The 20,838-nt window shown below is 69.8% G+C and carries 18 protein-coding genes; 15 read left to right on the forward strand and 3 right to left on the reverse strand.

What is annotated here, in order from left to right; translation table 11 throughout:
* The 11 genes from VFY73_RS15440 to VFY73_RS15490 all read left to right on the forward strand — a co-directional run.
* The coding region (locus VFY73_RS15440; RefSeq protein ID WP_329720271.1) for a DUF1631 family protein at nt 1-1,887 on the forward strand (1,887 nt) is incomplete at its 5' end.
* Nucleotides 1,884-2,762 (forward strand): urease accessory protein UreD, encoded by an 879-nt coding sequence (locus VFY73_RS15445; protein ID WP_329720273.1) that lies wholly within the window; start codon nt 1,884-1,886, stop codon nt 2,760-2,762. The genes VFY73_RS15440 and VFY73_RS15445, both read left to right, overlap by 4 nt.
* Nucleotides 2,763-2,978: 216 nt before the next feature.
* Nucleotides 2,979-3,857 carry a BadF/BadG/BcrA/BcrD ATPase family protein gene (locus tag VFY73_RS15450; protein WP_329720275.1) on the forward strand — a complete coding sequence of 293 codons (879 nt, stop codon included), beginning with the start codon at nt 2,979-2,981 and terminating at the stop codon, nt 3,855-3,857.
* Nucleotides 3,854-4,597, forward strand: coding sequence for a GntR family transcriptional regulator (locus VFY73_RS15455; protein WP_329720277.1), 744 nt, complete (start codon nt 3,854-3,856; stop codon nt 4,595-4,597). The genes VFY73_RS15450 and VFY73_RS15455 overlap by 4 nt, the downstream gene beginning before the upstream one ends.
* Nucleotides 4,598-4,714: 117 nt before the next feature.
* On the forward strand, nt 4,715-5,839 hold the full coding sequence (gene nagA / locus VFY73_RS15460; RefSeq protein WP_329720279.1) for an N-acetylglucosamine-6-phosphate deacetylase: 1,125 nt from the start codon (nt 4,715-4,717) through the stop codon (nt 5,837-5,839).
* A complete protein-coding gene (locus tag VFY73_RS15465; RefSeq protein ID WP_329720388.1) occupies nt 5,832-6,842 on the forward strand; it encodes an SIS domain-containing protein in 1,011 nt (336 codons plus the stop codon). Before nagA ends, VFY73_RS15465 begins: the two co-directional genes overlap by 8 nt.
* Nucleotide 6,843: 1 nt before the next feature.
* Nucleotides 6,844-8,340 (forward strand): beta-N-acetylhexosaminidase, encoded by a 1,497-nt coding sequence (gene nagZ, locus VFY73_RS15470; protein WP_329720281.1) that lies wholly within the window; start codon nt 6,844-6,846, stop codon nt 8,338-8,340.
* Nucleotides 8,341-8,391: 51 nt separating this feature from the next.
* Nucleotides 8,392-9,717 carry an MFS transporter gene (locus tag VFY73_RS15475; RefSeq protein WP_329720283.1) on the forward strand — a complete coding sequence of 442 codons (1,326 nt, stop codon included), beginning with the start codon at nt 8,392-8,394 and terminating at the stop codon, nt 9,715-9,717.
* Nucleotides 9,714-10,667: a glycoside hydrolase family 16 protein gene (locus VFY73_RS15480; protein WP_329720285.1), complete on the forward strand. Its 954-nt coding sequence runs from the start codon at nt 9,714-9,716 to the stop codon at nt 10,665-10,667. Before VFY73_RS15475 ends, VFY73_RS15480 begins: the two co-directional genes overlap by 4 nt.
* 53 nt (nt 10,668-10,720) lie before the next feature.
* On the forward strand, nt 10,721-11,833 hold the full coding sequence (locus tag VFY73_RS15485; protein WP_329720287.1) for an acyltransferase family protein: 1,113 nt from the start codon (nt 10,721-10,723) through the stop codon (nt 11,831-11,833).
* Between the two features lie 92 nt (nt 11,834-11,925).
* Nucleotides 11,926-13,320, forward strand: a complete 1,395-nt coding sequence (locus tag VFY73_RS15490; RefSeq protein ID WP_329720289.1) for a DUF4832 domain-containing protein — start codon at nt 11,926-11,928, stop codon at nt 13,318-13,320.
* Here VFY73_RS15490 and VFY73_RS15495 read toward each other — a convergent pair.
* On the reverse strand, nt 13,304-14,230 hold the full coding sequence (locus tag VFY73_RS15495; protein ID WP_329720291.1) for a LysR family transcriptional regulator: 927 nt from the start codon (nt 14,228-14,230) through the stop codon (nt 13,304-13,306). The two genes, VFY73_RS15490 and VFY73_RS15495, sit on opposite strands and share 17 nt — an antisense overlap.
* Nucleotides 14,231-14,361: 131 nt before the next feature.
* Here VFY73_RS15495 and VFY73_RS15500 point away from each other — a divergent pair, with 131 nt between their 5' ends.
* Nucleotides 14,362-15,075, forward strand: coding sequence for a type 1 glutamine amidotransferase domain-containing protein (locus VFY73_RS15500; RefSeq protein WP_329720293.1), 714 nt, complete (start codon nt 14,362-14,364; stop codon nt 15,073-15,075).
* Between the two features lie 10 nt (nt 15,076-15,085).
* Here the strand turns inward: VFY73_RS15500 and VFY73_RS15505 are convergent, their stop codons facing one another.
* Nucleotides 15,086-16,360: a hypothetical protein gene (locus tag VFY73_RS15505; protein WP_329720295.1), complete on the reverse strand. Its 1,275-nt coding sequence runs from the start codon at nt 16,358-16,360 to the stop codon at nt 15,086-15,088.
* 218 nt (nt 16,361-16,578) lie between these two features.
* Between VFY73_RS15505 and VFY73_RS15510 the strand changes: the two genes are divergently transcribed.
* The 3 genes from VFY73_RS15510 (at nt 16,579) to VFY73_RS15520 (ending at nt 20,262) form a co-directional block, all read left to right on the forward strand.
* The gene (locus VFY73_RS15510; RefSeq protein WP_329720390.1) at nt 16,579-17,409 is read left to right on the forward strand and encodes an ROK family protein; all 831 of its coding nucleotides are present in this window, start codon (nt 16,579-16,581) and stop codon (nt 17,407-17,409) included.
* Nucleotides 17,410-17,497: 88 nt separating this feature from the next.
* Nucleotides 17,498-19,612, forward strand: coding sequence for a sensor histidine kinase (locus VFY73_RS15515; protein ID WP_329720296.1), 2,115 nt, complete (start codon nt 17,498-17,500; stop codon nt 19,610-19,612).
* Nucleotides 19,609-20,262, forward strand: a complete 654-nt coding sequence (locus tag VFY73_RS15520; RefSeq protein WP_329720297.1) for a response regulator transcription factor — start codon at nt 19,609-19,611, stop codon at nt 20,260-20,262. Before VFY73_RS15515 ends, VFY73_RS15520 begins: the two co-directional genes overlap by 4 nt.
* A 55-nt stretch (nt 20,263-20,317) precedes the next feature.
* Here VFY73_RS15520 and VFY73_RS15525 read toward each other — a convergent pair whose 3' ends face one another.
* Nucleotides 20,318-20,713: a nuclear transport factor 2 family protein gene (locus tag VFY73_RS15525; protein ID WP_329720299.1), complete on the reverse strand. Its 396-nt coding sequence runs from the start codon at nt 20,711-20,713 to the stop codon at nt 20,318-20,320.
* Between the last annotated feature and the right edge of the window lie 125 nt (nt 20,714-20,838).

Consider the following 20,838-nt stretch of genomic DNA (forward strand, 5'->3'; position numbering starts at 1 on the left):
CGCTACCTCGCCCAATGCCAGGTCGACGCCGTCGCGCTGCTGGCCCAGGTTTGCCGTGAAGCGAGCAACGCGCCCAGCGGCGGCAGCATCTGGGTCACCCCCGCCCAACGCCAGGCTCGGCAGGAGCTGCCGCTGCTGGCCTCCGCCTGGGCCACGCAGCTGGCGCACCCGGTGGCTCCCAAGGCGCCGGCCATCAGCGTGCCGATACCGTTCTTCGCCAGCGGGTTCAGCGCCCCCAGCGGCCTGAGCCTGATGTCGGACGACGACGTCGACGAAGACATCGAATCGACCCGCGTCGTGCAGGCCATCGAAGGCGCGGCCGAGTGGTCCCTGCGCGACCTGCGCAGCCGCCTGGCCAGTGCGCCGCCGGTGGCCGGCGGCACCCGCGACGACACCTTGCCGTTGGCGCCGGCGCGTGTGGTCGGCGCCCTGTGCGCCACCTTGCACGATGCCGCGCTGGACCCGGCCGTGCGGCTGGCGGCGCTGCGCATGGCGGCCGACCCGCTGGCCCGCACGCTGGCGAACCTGTACCAGCAGCACGCCGAGATGCTCAACGACTGGGGCTTGCAGCCTGCGCGCTACACGATCCGCCGCGAGCCTGAGGCCCGCCCGGCCGGCGGTGCACGCGGCGCCACCGGCGGCGGCCCGGTGGGCAAGGCCGGCGGCGTCGGTGTGGCCAGTGGCCAGATCCCGGCGCTCCTGGCCCAGGTGGCGGGCGAAGCGGGCTTGAGCACCGGCATGCAGGCCCTGATGGCGCGGCTCGCCGGGCCGGTCGCGCGCAGCGTCGCGGCCGACCAGCGCCTGCTCGACTCGGTCGACAACCCGCTTTGGCGGCTGATCGACCGCCTCGCGGCGCTCGGCCAGCTCGACACCAACGTCGCGCCCGGCAGCCTGGAGTTGCCACTGCACCTGCGGCTCGAGCCGATCATCGCCGGGCTCGAAGCGGCCGTGCAGCCGATGACCGCCGAGCGCTACGCACAGGCGTTGGCCGAAGCCGAAGCAGAGGCACACGACGTCGCCGGCGCCAGTGCCCACACCACGACACCGACCAGCGCGATGCCGCTGGCCGGTGCCGTCTCGCCGCCGGTTGTGTCCGGCTCGCCCACCGCCGTCGCTCTGTCCGCCGACCGCCAGCGCCAGGAGCTGGAGCCGGTCATGCGTGCCCAGATGGCGGCGCGGCTGCGCGATGACCCGGTGCTGCCCGAGGTGCGGCAATTCCTGCTCGGGCCGTGGCTGCAGGTCGTCGTCAAGGCCTATGTCGAGCAAGGCGAAGAAGCCCCCGCGACCCAACGTGTGCTCGGCGCCGTCGAGTCGTTCATCGACGCCGGCAGCTACCGCCGTCGAACGCCATTGCGCCCGGCCGAGCTGGACTGCCTGCGAATGGAAGCCGAGGACGGCCTGCTGAAGATCGGCCAGATGCCCGGCGAACGCGTCCAACAGCATGTGTTGGACTTGCGGCAAGCGCTGGCCGTCTGGCCGCTTCCGGCCCCGGACACCGAATTCAGCGCGCTGCTCGACGAACCCGACGAAGAAGCCCCGCCGGACTCGGACGCCTGGCCCAGCCACGACGAACTGGCCACCGTGCCGATCGCGCTGGACGCCCACAACCCCGACGAACGTTCGCTGCGCGACTGCGAAGCCTGGCTCGACAGCCTGGCCGCGGGTGACATCTGCCGCATCCAGCGCCAGGGCCAGTGGGCCACGCTGCGGTTGAACTGGCGCAGCGACACCGGCACCTATTTTGCATTCGGCAACTCGACCGGTCTTGCCTTCTGTGCCAGCCGGCGCGTGCTGGGCCGCATGCGGCTCGAGGGCCTGGCGACCACGATGGCGCGCGGCCAGTGGGTGCGCCGCGCGGTGGACACGCTGCCGATGCCGCTCGAATGAGCGCCGCGCCCGACGCGGACGAGCCACCCTCCGACGCCACGACGGGTTGGCGCGGACGGCTCGCCATCGACTATCGGCGCGACGGCGAACGTACCGTTTCGCACGACTTGCACGAAGGCCCGCTGAGGGTGCTGCAGCGCCTGTACCCCGAAGGCCCTGGCATCTGCCACCACGTGCTGGTCCACCCACCCGGCGGGCTGGTCGCAGGCGACGAGCTGGACGTGCGCCTGCAGCTCGCGCCGGACAGCCACGCCGTGCTGACGACGCCCGGCGCCGCGCGCTTCTACCGCAGCACCGGCGCGCCGGCGATCCAACAGGTCGACGCCCGTCTGGCCGACGGTGCACGGCTCGAATGGCTGCCGCTCGAAACCATCGCCTACCGCGGCTGCCAGGCACACAACCGGCTGCGCTTCGAGTTGGCCCCCGGTGCGCAGATGCTGGGTTGGGACATGCTGGCGCTGGGCCTGCCGGCGGCCGGTGAGCCTTTCGACAGCGGCGCGATCGAGCAGAGGCTCGAATGGCCGGGCGTGTGGCTGGAACGGGGCCGCATCGCCGCCGCCGACAGCGCCCTGCTGCAGTCGCCGCTCGGCCTGGCCGGCCACGGTGTGCTGGCCACGCTGTGGTGGGCCAGCGGCAGCCCCTTGAGCACCGCCCAGCGCGAGGCACTTCTCGACAGCGCCCGTGCCTGCTTCGTCGAGCACCCGACGTTGGCGGGTCACGCCGGCGTCAGCGCATTGGACGGGCGGCTGGTCGTCGCGCGGGTGCTGGCCCACCGGATCGAGCCGGTGTTCGCACTGTGGCGGGCCGTGCGCGAGCAGTGGCGACAGCTGGGCTGGGGGCTGGTGGGAGAAGCGCCGCGCATCTGGCGCACCTGAACAACGAGTGAATGCCTGCTGAATGGCAGCACTCTTCCGGTTCCGACCGGGGCACGGATGGTCTCTAATTGGTATTAATACCAAGAGCACCTGGCAACTTTGCCTGTGCAGAAGCCTCTACAAACCTGAGAGGCGGGCTGCGTTGACCAGCTCAGGCTCTGGTACTATACTGGTATCAGACCAATTCACCGAAACTGAAAACAGCAGGAATTCACCGTGACCGTGAGCTTCCTCATCGGCGTAGACGGCGGCGGCACCGGCACCCGGGCGCGGCTGTGCCATGCGAACGGCCAAATCCTCGCCCAAGGCGAGGCCGGGCCCTCCAGCCTGTCGCACGGCGTCGCCGGCGCCTGGCAGCAGATCATCCACGCGGCCACCCAGGCCTTCGGGCAGGCGGGCCTGCCCACCCCCGCCTGGTATGACTGCGCACTGGCGGCCGGCCTGGCCGGCGTCAACGCCCCTGAACAGGCTGCCCAGTTCAAGGCAGCGAACCCGGGCTTTGCCGAGCTGGTGGTCGATACCGACAGCTTCACGGCCCTGGTCGGCGCGCACGGCGGCCAGCCCGGCCTGGTGCTGATTGCCGGCACCGGCAGCGTGGCCGAGGCCTGGCGCGCCGACGGCTCGCGCGCCATCGCTGGCGGCTGGGGGTTCCCGATCGGCGACGAGGGCGGCGGTGCCTGGCTCGGCTTCGAGGCGGTGCGCCTGGCCCAGCAAACGCTCGATGGCCGCGCCAGCGCCGGCCCCTTGTCGCGTGCCGTTTGTGCGGCCACCGGCGCGGACGCCGATGCCATGCTGGGTTGGTGCGCCCGTGCCAACCAGACGGCCTACGCCGGCTTGGCGCCGCTGGTGTTCGAACACGAGAAGACCGATGCCCAGGCCGCGGCGCTGCTCGACGCCGCGGTGCTGTCGCTGGCCGCGCTGGTGCGCGCGCTGGACGCCGCGGGCACGCTGCCTGTCGTCTGCAGCGGCAGCGTCGCGCGCCGCTTGCAGCCTCGCCTGCCGGCCTCGCTGCGCACGCGCTGCCGCGAACCCCGGGGTGATGCCGCCGACGGCGCACTGCACCTGCTGCGAAAGAAGCTGGCGGAGGCTCGATGATCAACGGCATGCCCTTCGAGTTGCGTCCCGACGAGCGGACCACCGTCCCGTTGTACGTGCAGCTGTCGCAAAAGATCGCGCAGGCCATCCGCGCCGGCCGGTACCAGGCTGACGAAGCGCTGCCGTCCGAACGCATGCTGAGCGAATCGCTGGGCCTGTCGCGCGTCACCGCGCGCAAGGCGATCGACCAGTTGGTGAGCCAGGGCCTGGTGGTGCGCAAGCGCGGTTCGGGCAACTACATCGCGCCGAAACTGGAGCAACCCTTGACCCGGCTGACGAGCTTCTCCGAAGAGCTGCAGCAGCGCGGCTTCAGGCCGTCGTCGCGTTGGCTCAAGCGTGCCTTGACCGCCGTCTCGCCCGATGAACAGCTGACGCTGGGGCTGTCGACCGGCGCGCGCGTGGCCAGGCTCGAACGGCTGCGCCTGGCCGACGACGTCGTGATGGCGTACGAGGTCAGCGTGCTGCCAGAACAGATCCTGCCGGATCCGGGCGCCGTCGAGGCCTCGCTGTATGCCCACCTCGAACACAGTGGCAAGGCGCCCGTGCGAGCCTTGCAGCACCTGCGTGCGCTGAATGCGGATGCCACGCTGGCCCAGCGCCTGAACGTGCCCACCGGTCAGGCCGTGCTGCACATCAGCCGCGTGGGCTACCTGGAAACCGGCCAGCCGGTGGAGCTGACGCAGTCGTACTGCCGCAGTGAGTACTACGGCTTCGTGGCCGAGATGCGACGAGAACCATGAACCCCCACGCCCCCGAGGGGGCTCGCGCAGCGGACCGGCAGAGCCGGATCCGCGCACGCCACTTGACAGGTGGCGACTCCTGTGGAGCGCCACGATTGGGAACGGACTAGGAACGGGATGAGAGATTCGATTCAAGGCGCGGTGTTGACGCCGTTCGGCTGGCGGCTCGGTGAGCTGCTGCACGAAGGTGGACGCATCGTGTCGATCAATGGCCGGGCGGTGGACGAGCCTGAGGTGCGCGCCAGCGGTGCGCCAATCGTGCTGCCAGGCTTCATCGACCTGCACGTGCACGGGGGCGGTGGGCACGACACGATGGACGCCGGCGAAGCGGCGTTCCTCATCGCCCGTACCCACGCCCGCCACGGCACGACCTCGATGCTGGCGACGACGATGACGGCGCCCGCCGAAGACATCCTGCATGCGTTCGAGGCGTTGGGCCCGATCTGCCGCAGCCGGCCGGCGAACAGCGCCCGCGTGCTGGGCGTGCACCTCGAAGGGCCGTACATCAACCCCGGCAAGCTCGGTGCGCAACCCGACTTCGCGCGTGAAGCATCGCTCGACGAAGTGCGTGCGCTGCATGCGTTGGCACCGATCCGCCTGATCACCGTCGCGCCCGAGCTGAAAGGCCACATCGAGCTAATCGCGCAGCTGGTGCGCGAGGGCTACCGCGTGCAGCTGGGCCACAGCGCCGGGTGTTATGAAGACGGTGTCGCCGCACTGAACGCCGGTGCCGCGGGCTTCACGCACCTGTTCAACGCGATGACGGGCTTGCACCACCGCGACCCCGGCATGGCCGGCGCGGCGCTGGCGCATGCCGAGTACTCCGAAATCATCCCCGACCTGCTGCATGTGCACCCCGGTGCGCTGAAGGCCGCGCTGCGCGCGATCCCGAAGCTGTACGGTGTCACCGATTCAACGGCCGCGACCGGCATGCCGGACGGCGAGTACCGGCTCGGCCGCCACAAGGTCTTCAAATGCCTGGGCGGCGTGCGGCTCGAAGACGGCACGCTCGCCGGCAGCGCGCTGACGATGGACCAGGCGCTGCGCAACTTCGTCAGCCTGGGCCTCAGCGTGGCCGAGGCTTCGTCCCGTACGTCCACCTACGCGGCCGACTACCTGGGCCTGGCCGAGCACGGCCGGCTGGCCCCGGGTGCGGTGGCCGACATCGTGGTGTTCGACCCCGCACTGAACCTGACGCGCGTCGTCATCGAAGGAGAGACCCTTGACCACCCGGATGCTTGAGGAAAGCCGCGAGGCCCCCCAGGCCGTGGCACGCCAATTGGCGGCCGACGCCGACACCTACGCCGCCTTGACCCGGCTGCTGCGCGAGACGCCGCCGAAGGACGTGCTGACGATCGGCCGCGGCAGCTCGGACCATGCCGCGCACTACATGGCCTACCTGGTGATGGCGCGGTTGGGCCGGCTGGTGACTTCGTTGCCGATGTCGGTGGTCACGCTGTACCAGTCGCAAATGCAATGCGATGGCCTGGTCTCGCTGGCGTTCTCGCAATCCGGCCAGAGCCCCGACCTGGTGTCGCCGACGCGCTTCCTGCGTACCGGCGGCGCCCGCACCGTCGCGATCGTCAACCAGCCCGATTCGCCGCTGGGCGAAGCCGCCGAGTGGGTGTTGCCGCTGCATGCAGGCCCCGAGCGCAGCGTGGCCGCCACCAAGAGCTACATCGCGCAGCTGGTGGCCGGTGCGCGCATCGTCGCCGGCTGGCGTGAAGACGCGGCGTTGAATTCGGCGCTGCAGAACCTGCCGCTGGCGATGGCCCAGGCGCTGGATTGCGACTGGACGCGCGGCGTCGACGCGCTGCGCCATGCCGACAGGCTGTTCGTGATCGGCCGCGGCACCGGCCTCGCGATCGCGATGGAAGCGGCGCTGAAGTTCAAGGAGACGTGCAACATCCAGGCCGAAGCGTTCTCGGGCGCCGAGGTCAAGCACGGCCCGATGGCGCTGGTCGAAGAGGGTTACCCGCTGCTGGTCTTCGCGCCGCGCGGGCCGGCACAGGCCGGGTTGATCGCATTGGCAGCCGAGATGCGCGACCGCGGTGCGCGCGTGCTGCTCGCCGCACCGCTGGGCACGCCTGGCGCCGAGCTGCCGCTCGCACAGACCTCACACGAAGACCTGGACCCGATCGCTGCGGTACAGAGCTTCTACCCGATGGTCGAGGCACTGGCCCGCGCCCGCGGCCTGGACCCGGATCAGCCGCGCCATCTGGCCAAAGTGACCCGCACCCATTGACATGACGACGCTGCAACCGGGCCACCTGGTGATGGTGGACATCGAAGGCAAGGCGCTGTCGGCCGAGACCGCGACCTTTTTGCGCGAGCACCACATCCGCGCCGTCTGCCTGTTCCGCAAGAACCTGGGCACCGAAAACGAGGTGCGGCAGCTGGTGTCGGACCTGGGCGAGGTGCTGGGCCCGCAGGCGCTGATCGGCATCGACCAGGAGGGCGGCTCGGTCGCCCGCGCCACCTTCTTGCCGCAGGCGCCGGCCGCGATGGCATTGGGGGCGATCGACGACACGGCGCAGGCCGAAGCGGCGGCCGAGAGCATTGGCGCTGCGGTCGCCCGTGGCCTGCGTGGCCTGGGCATCAACTGGAACTTCGCGCCGGTGCTGGACGTCAACAACAACCCGGCCAACCCGGTGATCGCCGAGCGCAGCTTCGGTGCCGACCCGCGCCGTGTCGGCCGCCTGGCCGGCGCCTGGATGCGCGGCTCGCTGGCCGAGGGCGTGGCCTGCTGTGTCAAGCACTTCCCCGGCCACGGCGATACGCACGTCGACTCGCACCATGCGCTGCCGACCGTCGACAAGAGCCTGGCCGAGCTGGAAGCGCTGGAGCTGATCCCGTTCCGCGCGCTGAAAGACGAGGCGCCGGCGTTGATGACCGCGCACATCGTCTACCCGCAGCTCGACGCCGAGCACCCGGCCACCTTGTCGCGCCGCGTGCTGACCGGCCTGTTGCGCGACGCGATCGGTTATCGCGGCGTGGTGATCAGCGATGCGCTGATGATGAAAGCGATCTTCGACCGCTACGGTCATGCGCGCGGCGCGGTGCTGACATTGGCCGCGGGTGCCGACATGGCGCTGGCCCAGGGCCGGCCCGAAGACCAGCGCGCGGCCATCGAAGCGGTCGGCACAGCACTGCGCGACGGTCGGCTCGATCCGGCCGCGATGCAGGTCTCGCGCCTGCGGCTCGACGCGCTGGCCCGCCGTTTCCCCGCCGGCGCCGTTCCTTATGCCGAGATCACGCGTGCCGACGACGACACGCTGATGCGTGCCGCCTGGGCTCGGGGCCTGTGCACCTTCGGCCGCGCGACGCCACCCGGCACCGACACGCCGCTGCGCGTGATCACGCAGGATCGCGTCGACACCGATGGCGTCAGCGAAGCCGGTCTGGCCGCCGACGGGGTCGCGGCGCTGTTCGCCGGCCACACGGACGTGGAACTGCTGCGCGTCGCCGACCTGCCGAACCTCGACCCGGCAACACTGCCGCAAGACGGCCGCCAAACGGTGCTCGCGTCGAACCACCGCAAGCGCTACGGTGCGGCGATGATCGGCTGGCAGCCGGACCTGCACCTGTCGTTGTGGAACCCGTTTCAGGTGGCCGACATCGCCGCGCCGGCCGTCGTGACCTGGGGGTATGCCGACGGCGCACTGGCCGCGCTGCGCGCCTGGCTCGAAGGCCGTGCACCAGCCAACGGCGTCGCGCCGGTTGCGCTCGCGCCGCACGCCTGACGCCGATCTTGCACTGACCGACATCTTCCAGCTGTACTTCGGAGTTCCACCGTGACCAACGACACCGCCGCCGCCGTGACCCCGAAGCGTTCGCCGATCAGCTGGGTGCCGAGCCTGTACTTCGTGCAGGGTATGCAGTTCTTCGTCGTGATGCTGATCGCCGGCCTGATGCTCAAGAACATGGGCGTGCCCAACGACCAGATCGCACGCTGGACCGGTGTGCTCGGACTCGCCTGGGCCATCAAGCCCTTGTGGAGCCCGTTCCTCGAACTGGCACGCAGCAAGAAGCTGATCGTCGTGGTGATGCAGTTCATCGGCGCCGCCTCGCTGGCGCTGCTGGCCTTGGCGCTGCAGACACCGTTCTGGTTTGCAGCCGTGATCGCGGTGCTGTTCCTGGTGGCCTACGCCTCCGCGACGCACGACATCGCCTGCGATGGCCTCTACATGGCCTCGCTGGACCACCAGCGCCAGGCCGCCTACGCCGGCTGGCAGGGCGCCTTCTTCAACGGTGCGCGCTTCTTCATGATCGGCTGCGTGCTGAAGATCGCCGGTCTGCTGGAAGGCCCGATGGGCGTGTTCAACGCGTGGACGGCGATCTTCTTCGGCCTGGCGTTGCTGGTCGCTTGCCTGGCCGGCTACAACGCCTATGCGTTGCCCGGCCAGCTGAGCACCGAACACAGCGACCTGACGGCTGCCGGCATCTGGGCCACCACGCGCGAGATCGTCATCGATTTCCTGCGCAAGCCCGGCATCTGGATGGCGGTGCTGTTCATCGTGCTGTTCCGCTTCGCCGAGGGCCAGGTGCAGACGATCGGCCCGCTGTTCCTGCTGGAAGCACGCGACAAGGGCGGCCTGGGCCTGACGACCAGCCAGGTGGCCGACGTCTACGGCTGGGTGGGCACCGTGGCCTTCCTGGTCGGCAGCGTGCTGGGCGGCTACTTCACCGCCTGGTTGACGCTGCGCCGCGCGATGCCGGTGCTGATCGTCATGATGGCGGTGCCCAACGTCACCTTCTACTACCTGGCTGCCGCGATGCCGCAGGACACCTGGCACATCGGCGCCGCCGTGCTGGTCGAGATGTTCGGCTACGGCTTCGGCTTCGTCGGCATGATCCTGTACATCATGCAGGCCGTCGCGCCGGGCAAGTTCCAGACCGCCCACTACGCGCTGGGCACCGGCGTGATGCAGCTGGGCTTCATCTTCTCCAAGACGATCAGCGGCGACATCCAGGTCGCGATGGGTTACGAGCGCTTCTTCCTCTGGACCATCGCCTGCGGCGTGCCGGCATTGGTGCTGATGTTCTTCGTGCGGCTGCCCGGGCGTGACGAGACCGCAGCCGCCACATCGCACCCGGACACCACCGAAGCGACGGCATGAAGCCGCGCAACACCGCGGCACTGCTCGGGCTGGCGCTCTACAGCGTGGGGCTGATCACGGCGCTGCTGCTCAGCGCCGCGGCCGAGGCCGCCGAGTCGGAGCGCTTCTTCGACGACTTCGGCTACGCCCGGTCCGAGCAGTTGGCCAAGGAAGGTGGCTGGACGCTGCGCGACGGCCCGGGCCACCCAGGTGTCGACGGTGCCCAATGGCGCGCTGACGCGATCACCCTCGCCGACGACGAGGTGCAGGCCGGCAACAAGCTGCTGCGCCTGAATGCCCGCACCGACGGCACCGGCGCCGGCACCGTGCAGGCCCAGCTGTGCCACGCGCGCAAGTTCCTGGCCGGCACTTACGCTGCCCGCGTGCGTTTCGCCGACGAGCCGGTCTCCGGCGTCGACGGCGACCCCGTCATCCAGACCTTCTACGCGGTCAGCCCGCTGCGTTTCGACTACGACCCCGAGTTCAGCGAGATGGACTGGGAGTACCTGGCCAACGGCGGCTGGGGCAGCGACAAGACGCGGCTGTACGGCATCACCTGGCAGACCGTGCGGCTCGAGCCGTGGCAGGCCTTCAACCAACCGCACGAGGAGTTCGTGGCGCTGGGCGGCGAATGGCACACGCTGGTCATGCAGGTGCTGCCGCCGCCGATTGGCCTGACCCGCTGGTTCCTCGACGGCCGGCAGATCACCGAGCACAGCGGGCGCAACCACCCGGTCGTGCCGATGGCGATCAGCTTCAACCTGTGGTTCTCGCCTGGCGGCTTGCTGCCGGCCAGCACCACACCGCGCGTGTACCAACAGGACGTCGACTGGGTCTTCCACGCCCGCAACGAGGTGCTGTCACCGCAGGAGATCGACGCGGCGGTCATGGGCTGGCGCCGCGCCGGGGTGGCACGCCATGATGCCGTTCCTGCGGCCGAGCCCACGCTGACCAGCCCCTGCAACTTCTGATGGACACGCCACGAGCACAGAGGCCCCCAGGGCCGGGCCTTGCCCGACCCGCCTTGCAGGCCGCGCCGAGCCAGAGGCTCGGCCCGTCGCTTCCTGGACGCCTGGACAGCGTCGACGCCTTGCGCGGCCTGACGGTCGCCGCGATGATCTTCGTCAACGATCCCGGCAACTGGTCCCACCTGTGGTGGCCCTTCGCCCATGCCGACTGGCACGGCTGCACGCCGACGGATCTGATCTTCCCCACCTTTCTGTTCATCGTCGGCGTCTCGCTCGCTCTCGCCGGCGGGCCGCGGCTCGATGCGGGTGTCGACGTGGCCCCGCTGCAGCGCGCGTGGTTCTGGCGCGCGCTGCGCATCCTGCTGCTGGGCTGGGTGCTTTCCGCGCTGATCGGCCTCAGCTTCGGTACCCACTGGCGGCCACTGGGCGTGCTGCAGCGCATCGCCATTTGCTTTGGGCTGGTGGGCTGGCTCTACCTGCACGTTTCACCGCGGGCGCGGTGGAGCCTGTGGGCAGCACTGCTGGCGGGCTACGGCCTGCTGCTGAACACCGGCGAAGACCTCGGCCGCCACACCAGCCTGCCGTCGCGCCTTGACGCCACGCTGCTCGGCCCGCTGGCCTATCGCTACGACCCGGCCACCGGCCTGGGCTACGAGCCAGAGGGCTTGCTCAGCACGCTGGGGGCGCTGGCCACCACGCTGTTCGGGGCAGCCTGCGGCGATTGGTTGCGGCGTAGCGAACGACGTCTGATCGTTTTCGCCGGGGTCGCAGCAGCCTTCTCCGGTATCGCTGTGCACGCGCTCTGGCAACCGATGAACAAGGCCCTGTGGACACCGGCCTTCATGCTGTTCACCGGCGGCGTCGCCGCGCTCGTGCTCGTCTTGCTGCACACCGCGATCGATCGCCACGGCGCACCGCCATTCGGTCGCCGCTTCGGCGTCAATGCGATCACTGCCTACGCCGGCAGCATGCTGATGGTCTGTGCGATGTACGGCGTGAAATGGGACGGACGCTCGCTGCACGCGCGCCTGTACGAAACGGGCTTCGGCTGGATGGTGCCTCACATCGGCGCCGAGGCCGCCTCGCACGCCTGGGCTTTGCTGCAGGTCGCTTTCTGGTGGGCCGTGCTGCGCTGGATGGACGCGCGGCGGATCCGGATCAGCATTTGAGCGCCACGAGCAATTCGTTACCCCGCCGGCTCCCGCAGCGTGGACGATGTCGAGCCGAAACCTGCCGTGCCACCTGAACCAAGACCGTCCCCATGCCCCACACCGCCCGGATGCCGCTGCGCTGTTGCACCTTCGCCCTGGCCCTCGTTCCCGCCCTGTGGGCCGTTGACGCCAGCGCGGCCAACGTCTCGGCGACCTTTGCTGCCACCTCGGCCGACCTGCCCAACCCCGACCGCGGCTTCTACAGCTGGGTCAGCAGCGACCTCGTCACCGAGTTCGACATCGACAGCGTGCGCGCCGCCTATTCGAAAGGGCATCGTCTGGTCCATGCGCCGGTTTCGCTCGCGGCCTGGCGCCACGGCGACATCCCCGTGTCGGTCCTGAACACGCTGGGGGCGCGGCTGGAGGCGATCCGTGCCGAGGGCATGAAAGCCGCGCTGCTCTTCGCCTACGACCTCACGGCCGGCGGCAACGACGCCACCTCGGCCCAGATCGCGCGCCACCTCGAACAGCTGAAGCCGGTGCTCGCTGCGCACGCCGAAGTCATCCCCTACATGCGCGCCGGCTTCATCGGCGCCTGGGGCGAGTGGCACTCGTCCAAGTCGGGCAACTCCTGCGGCTACCACTCAGGCGACACGTCGTGCGACACGGCCGATGCCAACCGCCTGATCGTGCGCGACGCACTGCTGGCCAACGTGCCAGCCACCACGCAGATCGCCTTCCGCTACCCGGGCGACCTGAAGCTCTGGTACCCCGACGCGAACGCACCGGCACAGGTCGCCTCGCACAACGACTGCTTCCTGGCCGGCCCCACCGACTCGGGCACCTACCCGACGCCGGACCTGCGCACCTACATCCAGCAGCTCACGAAGAAGGCCTCGTTCGGTGGCGAAACTTGCGAGGGTGCGGACCAGCCCGTCCGCGATTCCTGCGGCGACATCCTGGCTGAAGGCCCGCAGTACCACCTGGCCTGGCTCAACGCGAACTACGCGCCGTCGGTGCTGAATCAGTGGAAGTCCGAAGGCTGCTACAGCACCGTGTCGGCGCGGATGGGCTACCGCATCCAGCTCGACAAGGTCACCCATCCGGTGCGGGTCGAGCGCGGGAACAGCGTGCTGGTCCAGGTCGATCTGCGCAACGTCGGCTGGTCGCGCATGTTCGCCGACCGCCCGCTCGAAGTTCGGCTGAAGCACCGGACCACCGGCGCGGTCATCAAGGCCGGCCACGGCAAGCTGAGCAAGCTGCCGGCGCAGAGCCAGTCGTCGTCGCGCATCGGTGTGACGGTGGCCGTGCCGGCCAACGCTTCGCTGGGTGCCTACGACCTGCTGCTCGCCGCGCCGGACGCCTTCGCGAAGAACCGCAGCGACGTACGCTTCGCAGTCCGTTTCGCGAACGCCGACCGTGTCTCGCAAGGCCAGCAGTGGCGAGCCTCCGACGCCACCTTCAGCAGCGGCACCAGCCTGAAGGTCGTCAAACCGGCGAAGTAGTCGTCGCGAGCTTGGCCGCCACGAAATCGACGAACGCCCTCACCCGCGGCGCGACGTGACGGTTGTGCGGGTAGAGGATGGTGAAGGGTCGCGAGCGGCCGCCGTAGCGCTGGAGCACTTCTTTCAGCTCGCCGTTGCGCACGGCCGTGTCGGCGATGAAGTGGTAGATCTGGCACAGGCCACCACCGGCGCGGGCGTGGTTCACGCAACCCAGCACGTCGTCCAGCACACGCACCGGGCCGTCGACCGGGCGCTCGATGTCGGCGCCGTCTTCGCGGAACAGCCACGCCACCGCTCGGCCGGTGCGCGGCAGCACGAACGGGATGCAGTCGTGCTGGCGCAGATCCACCAGCGTGGCCGGCATGCCGCGCCGCTTCAGGTAGGCTGGCGAAGCGAACACGCCCAGCGTGGCCTCTTCGAGCGGTCGCGCAACCAGGCGTGAGTCGGCCGGCGTGCCGAGCCGGATCGCCAGGTCGAAGCCCTCTTCGACGAAGTCAATGTTGCGGTTCGAGACGCTGACCTCGAGCTTCAACTTCGGAAACGCCTCGTTGAACGCCGGCAGCAGTGGAAACAGCCGGTGGTGCGCGTAGGTGGTCGGCACGCTGACGCGCAAGGTGCCGGTCGGCTCGCTCTGCCGGCCCGAGACGACGCGGCCCGCCTGCTCGATCTGCGCCAGGGCCTGCTCGCATTGCTCGAAGTAGCTGCGGCCGTCGTCGGTCAGCCGGATCTGGCGCGTGCTACGCACGAACAGGCGTGCGCCGAGCCGAGCCTCCAGGCGTGCGACCGAGCGGCTGACCGCCGCCGGCGTGATGCCCAGCGCCTGGGCCGCGGCGGTGAAGCTGCTCAGCTCGGCGGCCTTGCAGAACAGCTCGATGCTGCCCAGCTGCATCGGATCGAAGCTGCGCGACATGCTTTACACAAAGTAATAAGTGATGTTCTCTTGGCCCAGTTTATCGCTGTCGTATGACTTCATACAGTTCATCCCATCGGGCCTGCATTGCTCTTCCCCACCCTCAATGGCCCGCTCGAAGGAGTTTCCAGATGAACCGCCGCATCCTGATGATCGTCACGTCCAACGCCCGCATGGGCACCACCGGCCAAGCCACCGGCCTGTGGGCCGAAGAACTGGCCGTGCCCTACTACCGCTTCGTCGACGCGGGCCTGCAGGTCGACCTCGCGTCGCCGGACGGCGGCGCCGCGCCGATCGACGCCGGCAGCCTGAAGCCGCGCGGCGAGAACGCCCCGTTGGTCGAACGCTGGCTGGCCGATGAAGCCGCTCAGGCCAAGCTGCGCACGACGACGAAGGCTTGCGACGTCGACGCTTCCACCTACGACGTGGTGTTCTTCCCCGGCGGCCACGGCACGATGTGGGACCTGCCGGGTGATGCCGGCGTGAAGCGCGCGGTCGAAAGCGCGTTCGCCGCGGGCCAGTTGATCGCATCGGTCTGCCACGGTGCGGCCGGGCTCGTCAGTGCGAAGGGTGCCGATGGCCAGCCGCTGGTCAAGGGCCGGCGCATCAACTCATTCACCGACGACGAAGAAGCCGCCGCCGGCCAGACCGAGACCGTGCCCTTCCTGCTGGAAAGCCGGCTGCGCGAACTGGGCGCCCTCTTCGAAGGCGCGCCGAACTGGCAATCGTTCAGCGTGCGCGACGGCCAGTTCATCACCGGCCAGAACCCGCAATCGTCAGACCGCGTGGCGCACGACGTGCTGGAGTCGCTGGGCATCAAGCCGGCGCAGGCGCGCGCGGCCTGAGCCTGCACGCTCAGGGCGTGGCGGTCGTTCGCCGCTCGGCGAAGTCGGCCCACAAGCCGGCCAGAGCGACCAGCGCGGGCTCACCCTTCACCTGGGCCAGCGCCTGCCGGGCTTCGGTCGCCTGACCGGCCAGCGCCAGGGCCATGCCGTGGTGCAGGCGCGCCTCGTCGGCGCGCTTCAGGCCGCCGCGTTGCAGCCCTTGGGTGATCAGCGGCAGACCCGCATCGGCCTGGCCTTCGGTGACCCAGGCCCAACCCAGCGTCACCAGCGCCTGGCCGTCGCGCGCCTGGCGTGCGTCGGCTTCGTCGCGCGCGCGGTTGCGGCGATCGGCCTCGGCCTGGCGTCGGGCAGCGTCGCGGCGTTGCGTCAGCGCCGTCATCTGCTGCGGCGTGACGCCGGGTTGCGCCAGGGCTTCGTCGATCACCTGCACCGCTTCGCCGGGAAAGCCGGCCTGCTGTGCCTGGGCGGCCAGGATCAGCGCGTTGTCGGCACCGCCCAGCGCACCCGCCGCACGCAGCAGCCGCTGTACATCCAGCAGCTGGCGCTCAGGCCAAGCGCTGGGTTCGCCCAGCTCATGCTGCACCAGCTCGGCCCAGAACGCCGGCTGCGGGTGCTGCACCGCCATCCGGCGCAGGCTCTGGCGGTAGCCCGCGTCGTCACCCAACTGGCGCTGCGAACTGGCCAGCAGGCGCCAGGTCGTCAACGGTGTCGGCCGCGAAGCGTCGGCATCGGCCTTGATGGCAGCTTGCAGCAGCGTGCGCGCCGTCGCATGGTCTTTCGAGAAGTACGCCGCCGGTGCGCGCAGCGCCAGCACTTCCGCGTCGGTGCCGCCTGCTTCGGCATAGCGCTGGAGCCACTTGGCAGCGGCCGGGAAGTCCTTCGCCCGGTACAAGGTCTGGCCAAGCGAGGACATGGTCTGCAACTGCTCGGCCGGTGTCAGGCGCTGCGCCGCCAGCACGGCTTCGAAGGCCGCCTGTGCGCGCGTCAGGTCGCTTTCTTGCAGCGCCGCCGCCCCGCGCAAGCGTTGCAGCATGAAAGCCTCGTAGGGGTTCAGTGGCCCGAGCGCCTCGACGGTTTGCAGCTTGGCGCTGGCCTGCGCCCCTTGGCCGCTGCTGATCAGCGCCTTGGCTTCGTTCAACACGGCACCGACAGACGGGCGCGCCGTCTCGACGGCGGCTGGCGCGGCGGCGTTGTCGGCCGCTTGCAAGGTGGGCACGAGCGTGCAGGCCGCCACGCAGGCCAGACGAAGCAACAACACGGAAGGAACGGACAGGACGGTCGGCATGGCGCAAGAGTGTGAACAATTAGATACCAGTAGAGTACCACTTTGAGACGGCCGCCTGCAATGCGGCCGCACAGACTGGTAACACACTGGCATTAGTTTTCACCAATGCAGCGTCGGTAGAACTACCGCCGCCGCCCGGTAGATCGCCGTCTTGCCGGCCACGGGCGAGGCCCGTCCAATCGGTTGCCAATCGGATGGGGGGAAGTCGCTTGAACCGAGTGATCACGCTGGACATTGGGGGCACGCACAGCCGCGCCGCGCTGGTGGAGCACGGGCGCATCACCTGGCGCGCCGACGTGCCCACACCTGCCCGCATCGGGCCGGAGGCGGTGGTCGCGACCCTGGTCGATCTGCTTCGCCCGTGGCGCGGCGAACCGGCACTGCCGATCGGCGTGGCCATCGCTGGCTTCGTCGAGGGTGGCTGCGTCACCGCGCACGCCGGGCTGCCGGGTTGGCAGGCGTTTCCGCTCGCCACCCGCTTGCGCGAGCGCTGGGGCCGACCGGTGCAGGTGTTCAACGACGCGCGCGCCGCCGCCTGGGGCGAGTACCAGCACGGTGTCGGCCGCGGTTGCAGTGAGTTCTGTTTCGTGACCGTGTCCACCGGCGTCGGCGCCGGGTTGGTGCTGGGCGGCCGCTTGCACCGGGCCCGCAATGGGCTGGATGCCGAACTCGGCGAAACGCTCGCCGCCGATGGCCGGCCGATGGAAGACCATGCCTCGGGCACCGCACTGACCCGGGAGGCCCATGCACTGGGCTATGCCAACGCCAGCGCCCTGTGCGACGCCGCCGACGCCGGCGAGCCACGCGCCGAGGCCGCGCTGCAGCACGCGGTGGCAGTGCTCGCGGCCAAGCTCGCGGACCTGAGCGTGCTGCTGGGCATCACGCGCACGGCCGTTGGTGGCGGCCTGGGCCTGCGCCCCGGCTATCTGCCTCGGCTGCGCACGGCGCTGCAGGCCCTGCCGCCGCTGTACCACCACGAGCTGGTGCCGGCCTCGCTCGGCGGCGATGCCGGCCTGCATGGCGTGGCCGCGCTGATGGCGGCACCGTGAGGCCAGGCGTTTGAGCACCGGCGACCTGGTTGCCGCAAGCGGTGGAAACCTCCACGTTCCGTTGGCGCCGGCGCCTGGGCCATCGCCTATGCTGCGGGCCATACCGGGTGGCCCACGCCTGGTGCCGCCCTACGCCGCCGCAGTCACCGTGCCAGACGCCCACCTGCCCTTCGTCCATCGCCGCTGGCCCTGGTGGGCGGCCTCGCTGGCGCTGGTGCTGGGCCTGTTCGTCTCGTCGACCCTGGGCTGGCAATGGCTGCGCGACCAGCGCGAACAGCAGGAACACCGCAGCGCCCTGGACGGGCTGTGGCTCGAGCAGACGATCCGCGCGACGCTCGACCAGCATCTGCACATCCTCGGCAACTGGGCCCACGACGTGGCACCGCCGACGCCGGCCGCGCTGGCTGACTTCACCAGCCGCATCGACGGGCTGATGAAGGAGTACCCGGCGCTGCTGGCCATCGACTGCCTCGATCGTCATGGCCACCGCCTCGCCGGGCTGCCGGCCTACGTGACCTCCACCGAGCGCCCGCGCCACCTGCCGCCGCTGAACGACCCGCTGATCGCCAGCGCGATCGAACGAGCCCGCACGCTGGAGCAGCCCGAGTACAGCAAGGTGATCGAACAGAACGCGCCGCTGTGGGTGCTGGCCGTGCCGATCACCGACGACAGCTCGAACCACGGCACGCTGATCGCCACCTACGACCTGGACCGGCTGCTGGAGCAAGAGGTGCCGTGGTGGTTCGTACAACGTTATGACCTGGCGCTGGTGGACCGCCAGAACAAGCGTCTGTCGCCGCGCGACGGCGCGCTGCCGGCCGACCTGTCGGCCAACGGCGCCGATCGCCAGCAGCTGGGTTTCGGCCCGCCCGACAGCGGCCTGGCGCTGTGGACCCGACCGCATCCGAGCGGCCACCCATCGGCGCTGTTGGCCGGCCTGGCTGCGGCCGTGGTCGCCTTCGGGCTGTTGATCGTCGGCTTGTTGCGCCTGCTGCAGCGCTGGCTGCGCGAGCGGCTCACCGCGCAACTGGCGCTGGCCGACGCGCTGCGGTTTCGCCAGGCGATGGAGAACTCGCTGCTGACCGCACTGGTTGCCTTCGGCCGCGATGGCCGCATCATCTACGCCAACCCGGCATTGGGCCGCATGCTGGGGCTGGACAGCGCGACGCTGGTCGGCACCGTCGCGCCGTTCGCGTTCTGGCCGGCCGAACAACGCGCCGAGTGCGCCGCTGCACACGATGCCATGATGCGCGGCGACAGCCCGCCCCTGGGCCAGGCGCTGACCCTGCAGCGCGCCGACGGCTCGCTGCTGCCGGCGCGCCTGTTCGCGTCGCCCCTGGTCGGCAGCGACCGCAAACCGCGGGGCTGGATGGCCTCGCTGCACGACACCAGCGCCGAGCACGAGGCGGCCCGCGTGGCGCGCGAGCGCGACGAGCTGCTGCAACGCACCGCCCGGCTGGCCAGCCTGGCCGAGTTCGCCTCGGGAATCGCGCACGAGCTGAACCAGCCGCTGGCGGCCATCGCCAACTACGCCGCCGTCGCCGACAGCGTGTTGTCGCAAGACCCGCCCGTACGCGGCAAGGCCGAAGATGCGGTGGCGCGCATCGGCGAAGAAGCACGTCGCGCGGGGCGCATCGTGCAAAGCCTGCGCGGCTTCATCCAGAAGCGCCAGGTCGAGCACCGACGCCATGCGATGCGCTCGCTGCTGACCGAACCGCTGCTGTTGCTGGAGCCGCTGGCGCAGCGTCTGCGCGTGCGCGTCGGGATGCAGGCCGACGGCGACCCCGAGATCGATTGTGATGGCGTGATGATCGAGCAGGTGCTGGTCAACCTGCTGCGCAACGCGCTCGAGTCCTTGCCGGCCGCAGACAATCCGGGCCAGCACCCGCCGCCTCCTGACGCAGTCACGGTGCGGCTGCGGGCCGAAGATGGCCACGTCATCGTCAGCGTGGCCGACCGCGGCCGCGGCCTCGCCGACCCGGCCCAGCTGTTCCAACCGTTCTACACCACCAAGTCCGACGGCATGGGCCTGGGCCTGGCGATCTGCCGCACGGTGATCGAAAGCCATGGCGGCCGGCTATGGGCCGAAACCCGCGAAGGCGGCGGCACCTGTTTTCACTTCCGCCTGCCGCTGGCCGGCGACACTGGGCCCCTCATGGCCGCCACGGTCACCCCCTCACCCCTTCACTCGCCTGCCGAATGAGCACCGCCGCCTCCGCCACCATCGCGTTGATCGACGACGACCCTTCCGTGCGCCGCTCGCTGGCCATGCTGCTGGACACCCGCGGCTGGGCCAGCGTCGAGTTCGAGCGTGCGCAAGACTTTCTCGACGACCCGCAGCCCGAGCGTTTCGGTTGCCTGGTGCTCGACGTGCGCATCCCCGGCATGAGCGGGCTCGAGCTGTACGACACGTTGACACGGCGCACTCAGCGCACGCTGGGCTACCTGCCACCCGTGCTGTTCCTCACCGGCCACGGCGACATTCCGATGGTCGTGCAAGCCTTGAAACAGGGCGCTGCCGACTTCCTGGAGAAGCCGGCAGACCCACGCACGCTGATCGACGCCGTCGGACGCGCGCTCGCCGCCGACCGCGAAGCGCGCCGCGTGCACGAGGGCCGCGCCGGCCTGGTCGCCTCCATCAACGAGCTCACCCCACGCGAACGCGAGGTGCTCGGCGAGATGATCGCCGGCTACCTGAGCAAGCAGATCGCCGCGCACCTGAACATCAGCACCAAGACCGTCGAGGCGCACCGGCTGCGCATCTACCAGAAGTTCAACGTGCACACCAGCATGGAGCTGGCCGCTCGGCTGCGCGACGTGCCGCCGAGCCTGTGGCAGAACGCCATCGCTTGACGTGGAACCAGGCCGCGTGAGTGCAGCGCTGTCGAGCCTGGCCCGTTGAACACTCTCAGTGCTTCGTTCCGTCCATGGGCGTCTCGGTGTGCATCACGCACAGCCACTGCCCGTCCTTCTTCGTCCACACCGACGAATCGGCCATCTCCTGCTCGATCTGCTTTGACTTGCCCCGCTCCGACAGCGCCTGCTTCACCCGATAAGTCAGCACGGCGGTGGACTCGGTGGGGAACACGACCTGCATGTCGCTGAGCTCGTAGGATTTGACGACCATGCTGCCCTGCTCGGCCATCTGGCGATACTGCTCGTGGTCGAACTGCATCGCCCCGTGAGGGCTGACCATCAGCGCCGGTTCGTCGAGCATCGACAAGGCGGTGTCGGTGTCTTCGTCGACCAGGGACTGCCAGAACTTCGTTTCGAGATCGATCACTTCTTGATGGGTGGTGGGCATCGTAAGCTCCCGGCTCGGTTGAAAAAACCCACTCTCGCTCGCCACGGCGCAAGGCACCATCGGACAACCCAGCCGGCGGCCGTCAGCGCGTTCCTACGGTCGAGCGCCCGGCGTGCGTTCCTGCG

The sequence above is a fragment of the Ideonella sp. genome (genome assembly GCF_036277275.1).
Taxonomy (GTDB): Bacteria; Pseudomonadota; Gammaproteobacteria; order Burkholderiales; family Burkholderiaceae_C; genus Ideonella.

What these genes read in the sequence shown, in the direction of transcription:
- VFY73_RS15445 (WP_329720273.1), top strand. Translation starts at nt 1,884, where the DNA reads ATGAGCGCCGCGCCCGACGCGGACGAGCCACCCTCCGACGCCACGACG.
- VFY73_RS15455 (WP_329720277.1), top strand. Translation starts at nt 3,854, where the DNA reads ATGATCAACGGCATGCCCTTCGAGTTGCGTCCCGACGAGCGGACCACC.
- nagA (WP_329720279.1), top strand. Translation starts at nt 4,715, where the DNA reads ATGAGAGATTCGATTCAAGGCGCGGTGTTGACGCCGTTCGGCTGGCGG.
- VFY73_RS15465 (WP_329720388.1), top strand. Translation starts at nt 5,832, where the DNA reads ATGCTTGAGGAAAGCCGCGAGGCCCCCCAGGCCGTGGCACGCCAATTG.
- nagZ (WP_329720281.1), top strand. Translation starts at nt 6,844, where the DNA reads ATGACGACGCTGCAACCGGGCCACCTGGTGATGGTGGACATCGAAGGC.
- VFY73_RS15480 (WP_329720285.1), top strand. Translation starts at nt 9,714, where the DNA reads ATGAAGCCGCGCAACACCGCGGCACTGCTCGGGCTGGCGCTCTACAGC.
- VFY73_RS15490 (WP_329720289.1), top strand. Translation starts at nt 11,926, where the DNA reads ATGCCCCACACCGCCCGGATGCCGCTGCGCTGTTGCACCTTCGCCCTG.
- VFY73_RS15495 (WP_329720291.1), bottom strand. Translation starts at nt 14,230, where the DNA reads ATGTCGCGCAGCTTCGATCCGATGCAGCTGGGCAGCATCGAGCTGTTC.
- VFY73_RS15500 (WP_329720293.1), top strand. Translation starts at nt 14,362, where the DNA reads ATGAACCGCCGCATCCTGATGATCGTCACGTCCAACGCCCGCATGGGC.
- VFY73_RS15505 (WP_329720295.1), bottom strand. Translation starts at nt 16,360, where the DNA reads ATGCCGACCGTCCTGTCCGTTCCTTCCGTGTTGTTGCTTCGTCTGGCC.
- VFY73_RS15515 (WP_329720296.1), top strand. Translation starts at nt 17,498, where the DNA reads ATGCTGCGGGCCATACCGGGTGGCCCACGCCTGGTGCCGCCCTACGCC.
- VFY73_RS15520 (WP_329720297.1), top strand. Translation starts at nt 19,609, where the DNA reads ATGAGCACCGCCGCCTCCGCCACCATCGCGTTGATCGACGACGACCCT.
- VFY73_RS15525 (WP_329720299.1), bottom strand. Translation starts at nt 20,713, where the DNA reads ATGCCCACCACCCATCAAGAAGTGATCGATCTCGAAACGAAGTTCTGG.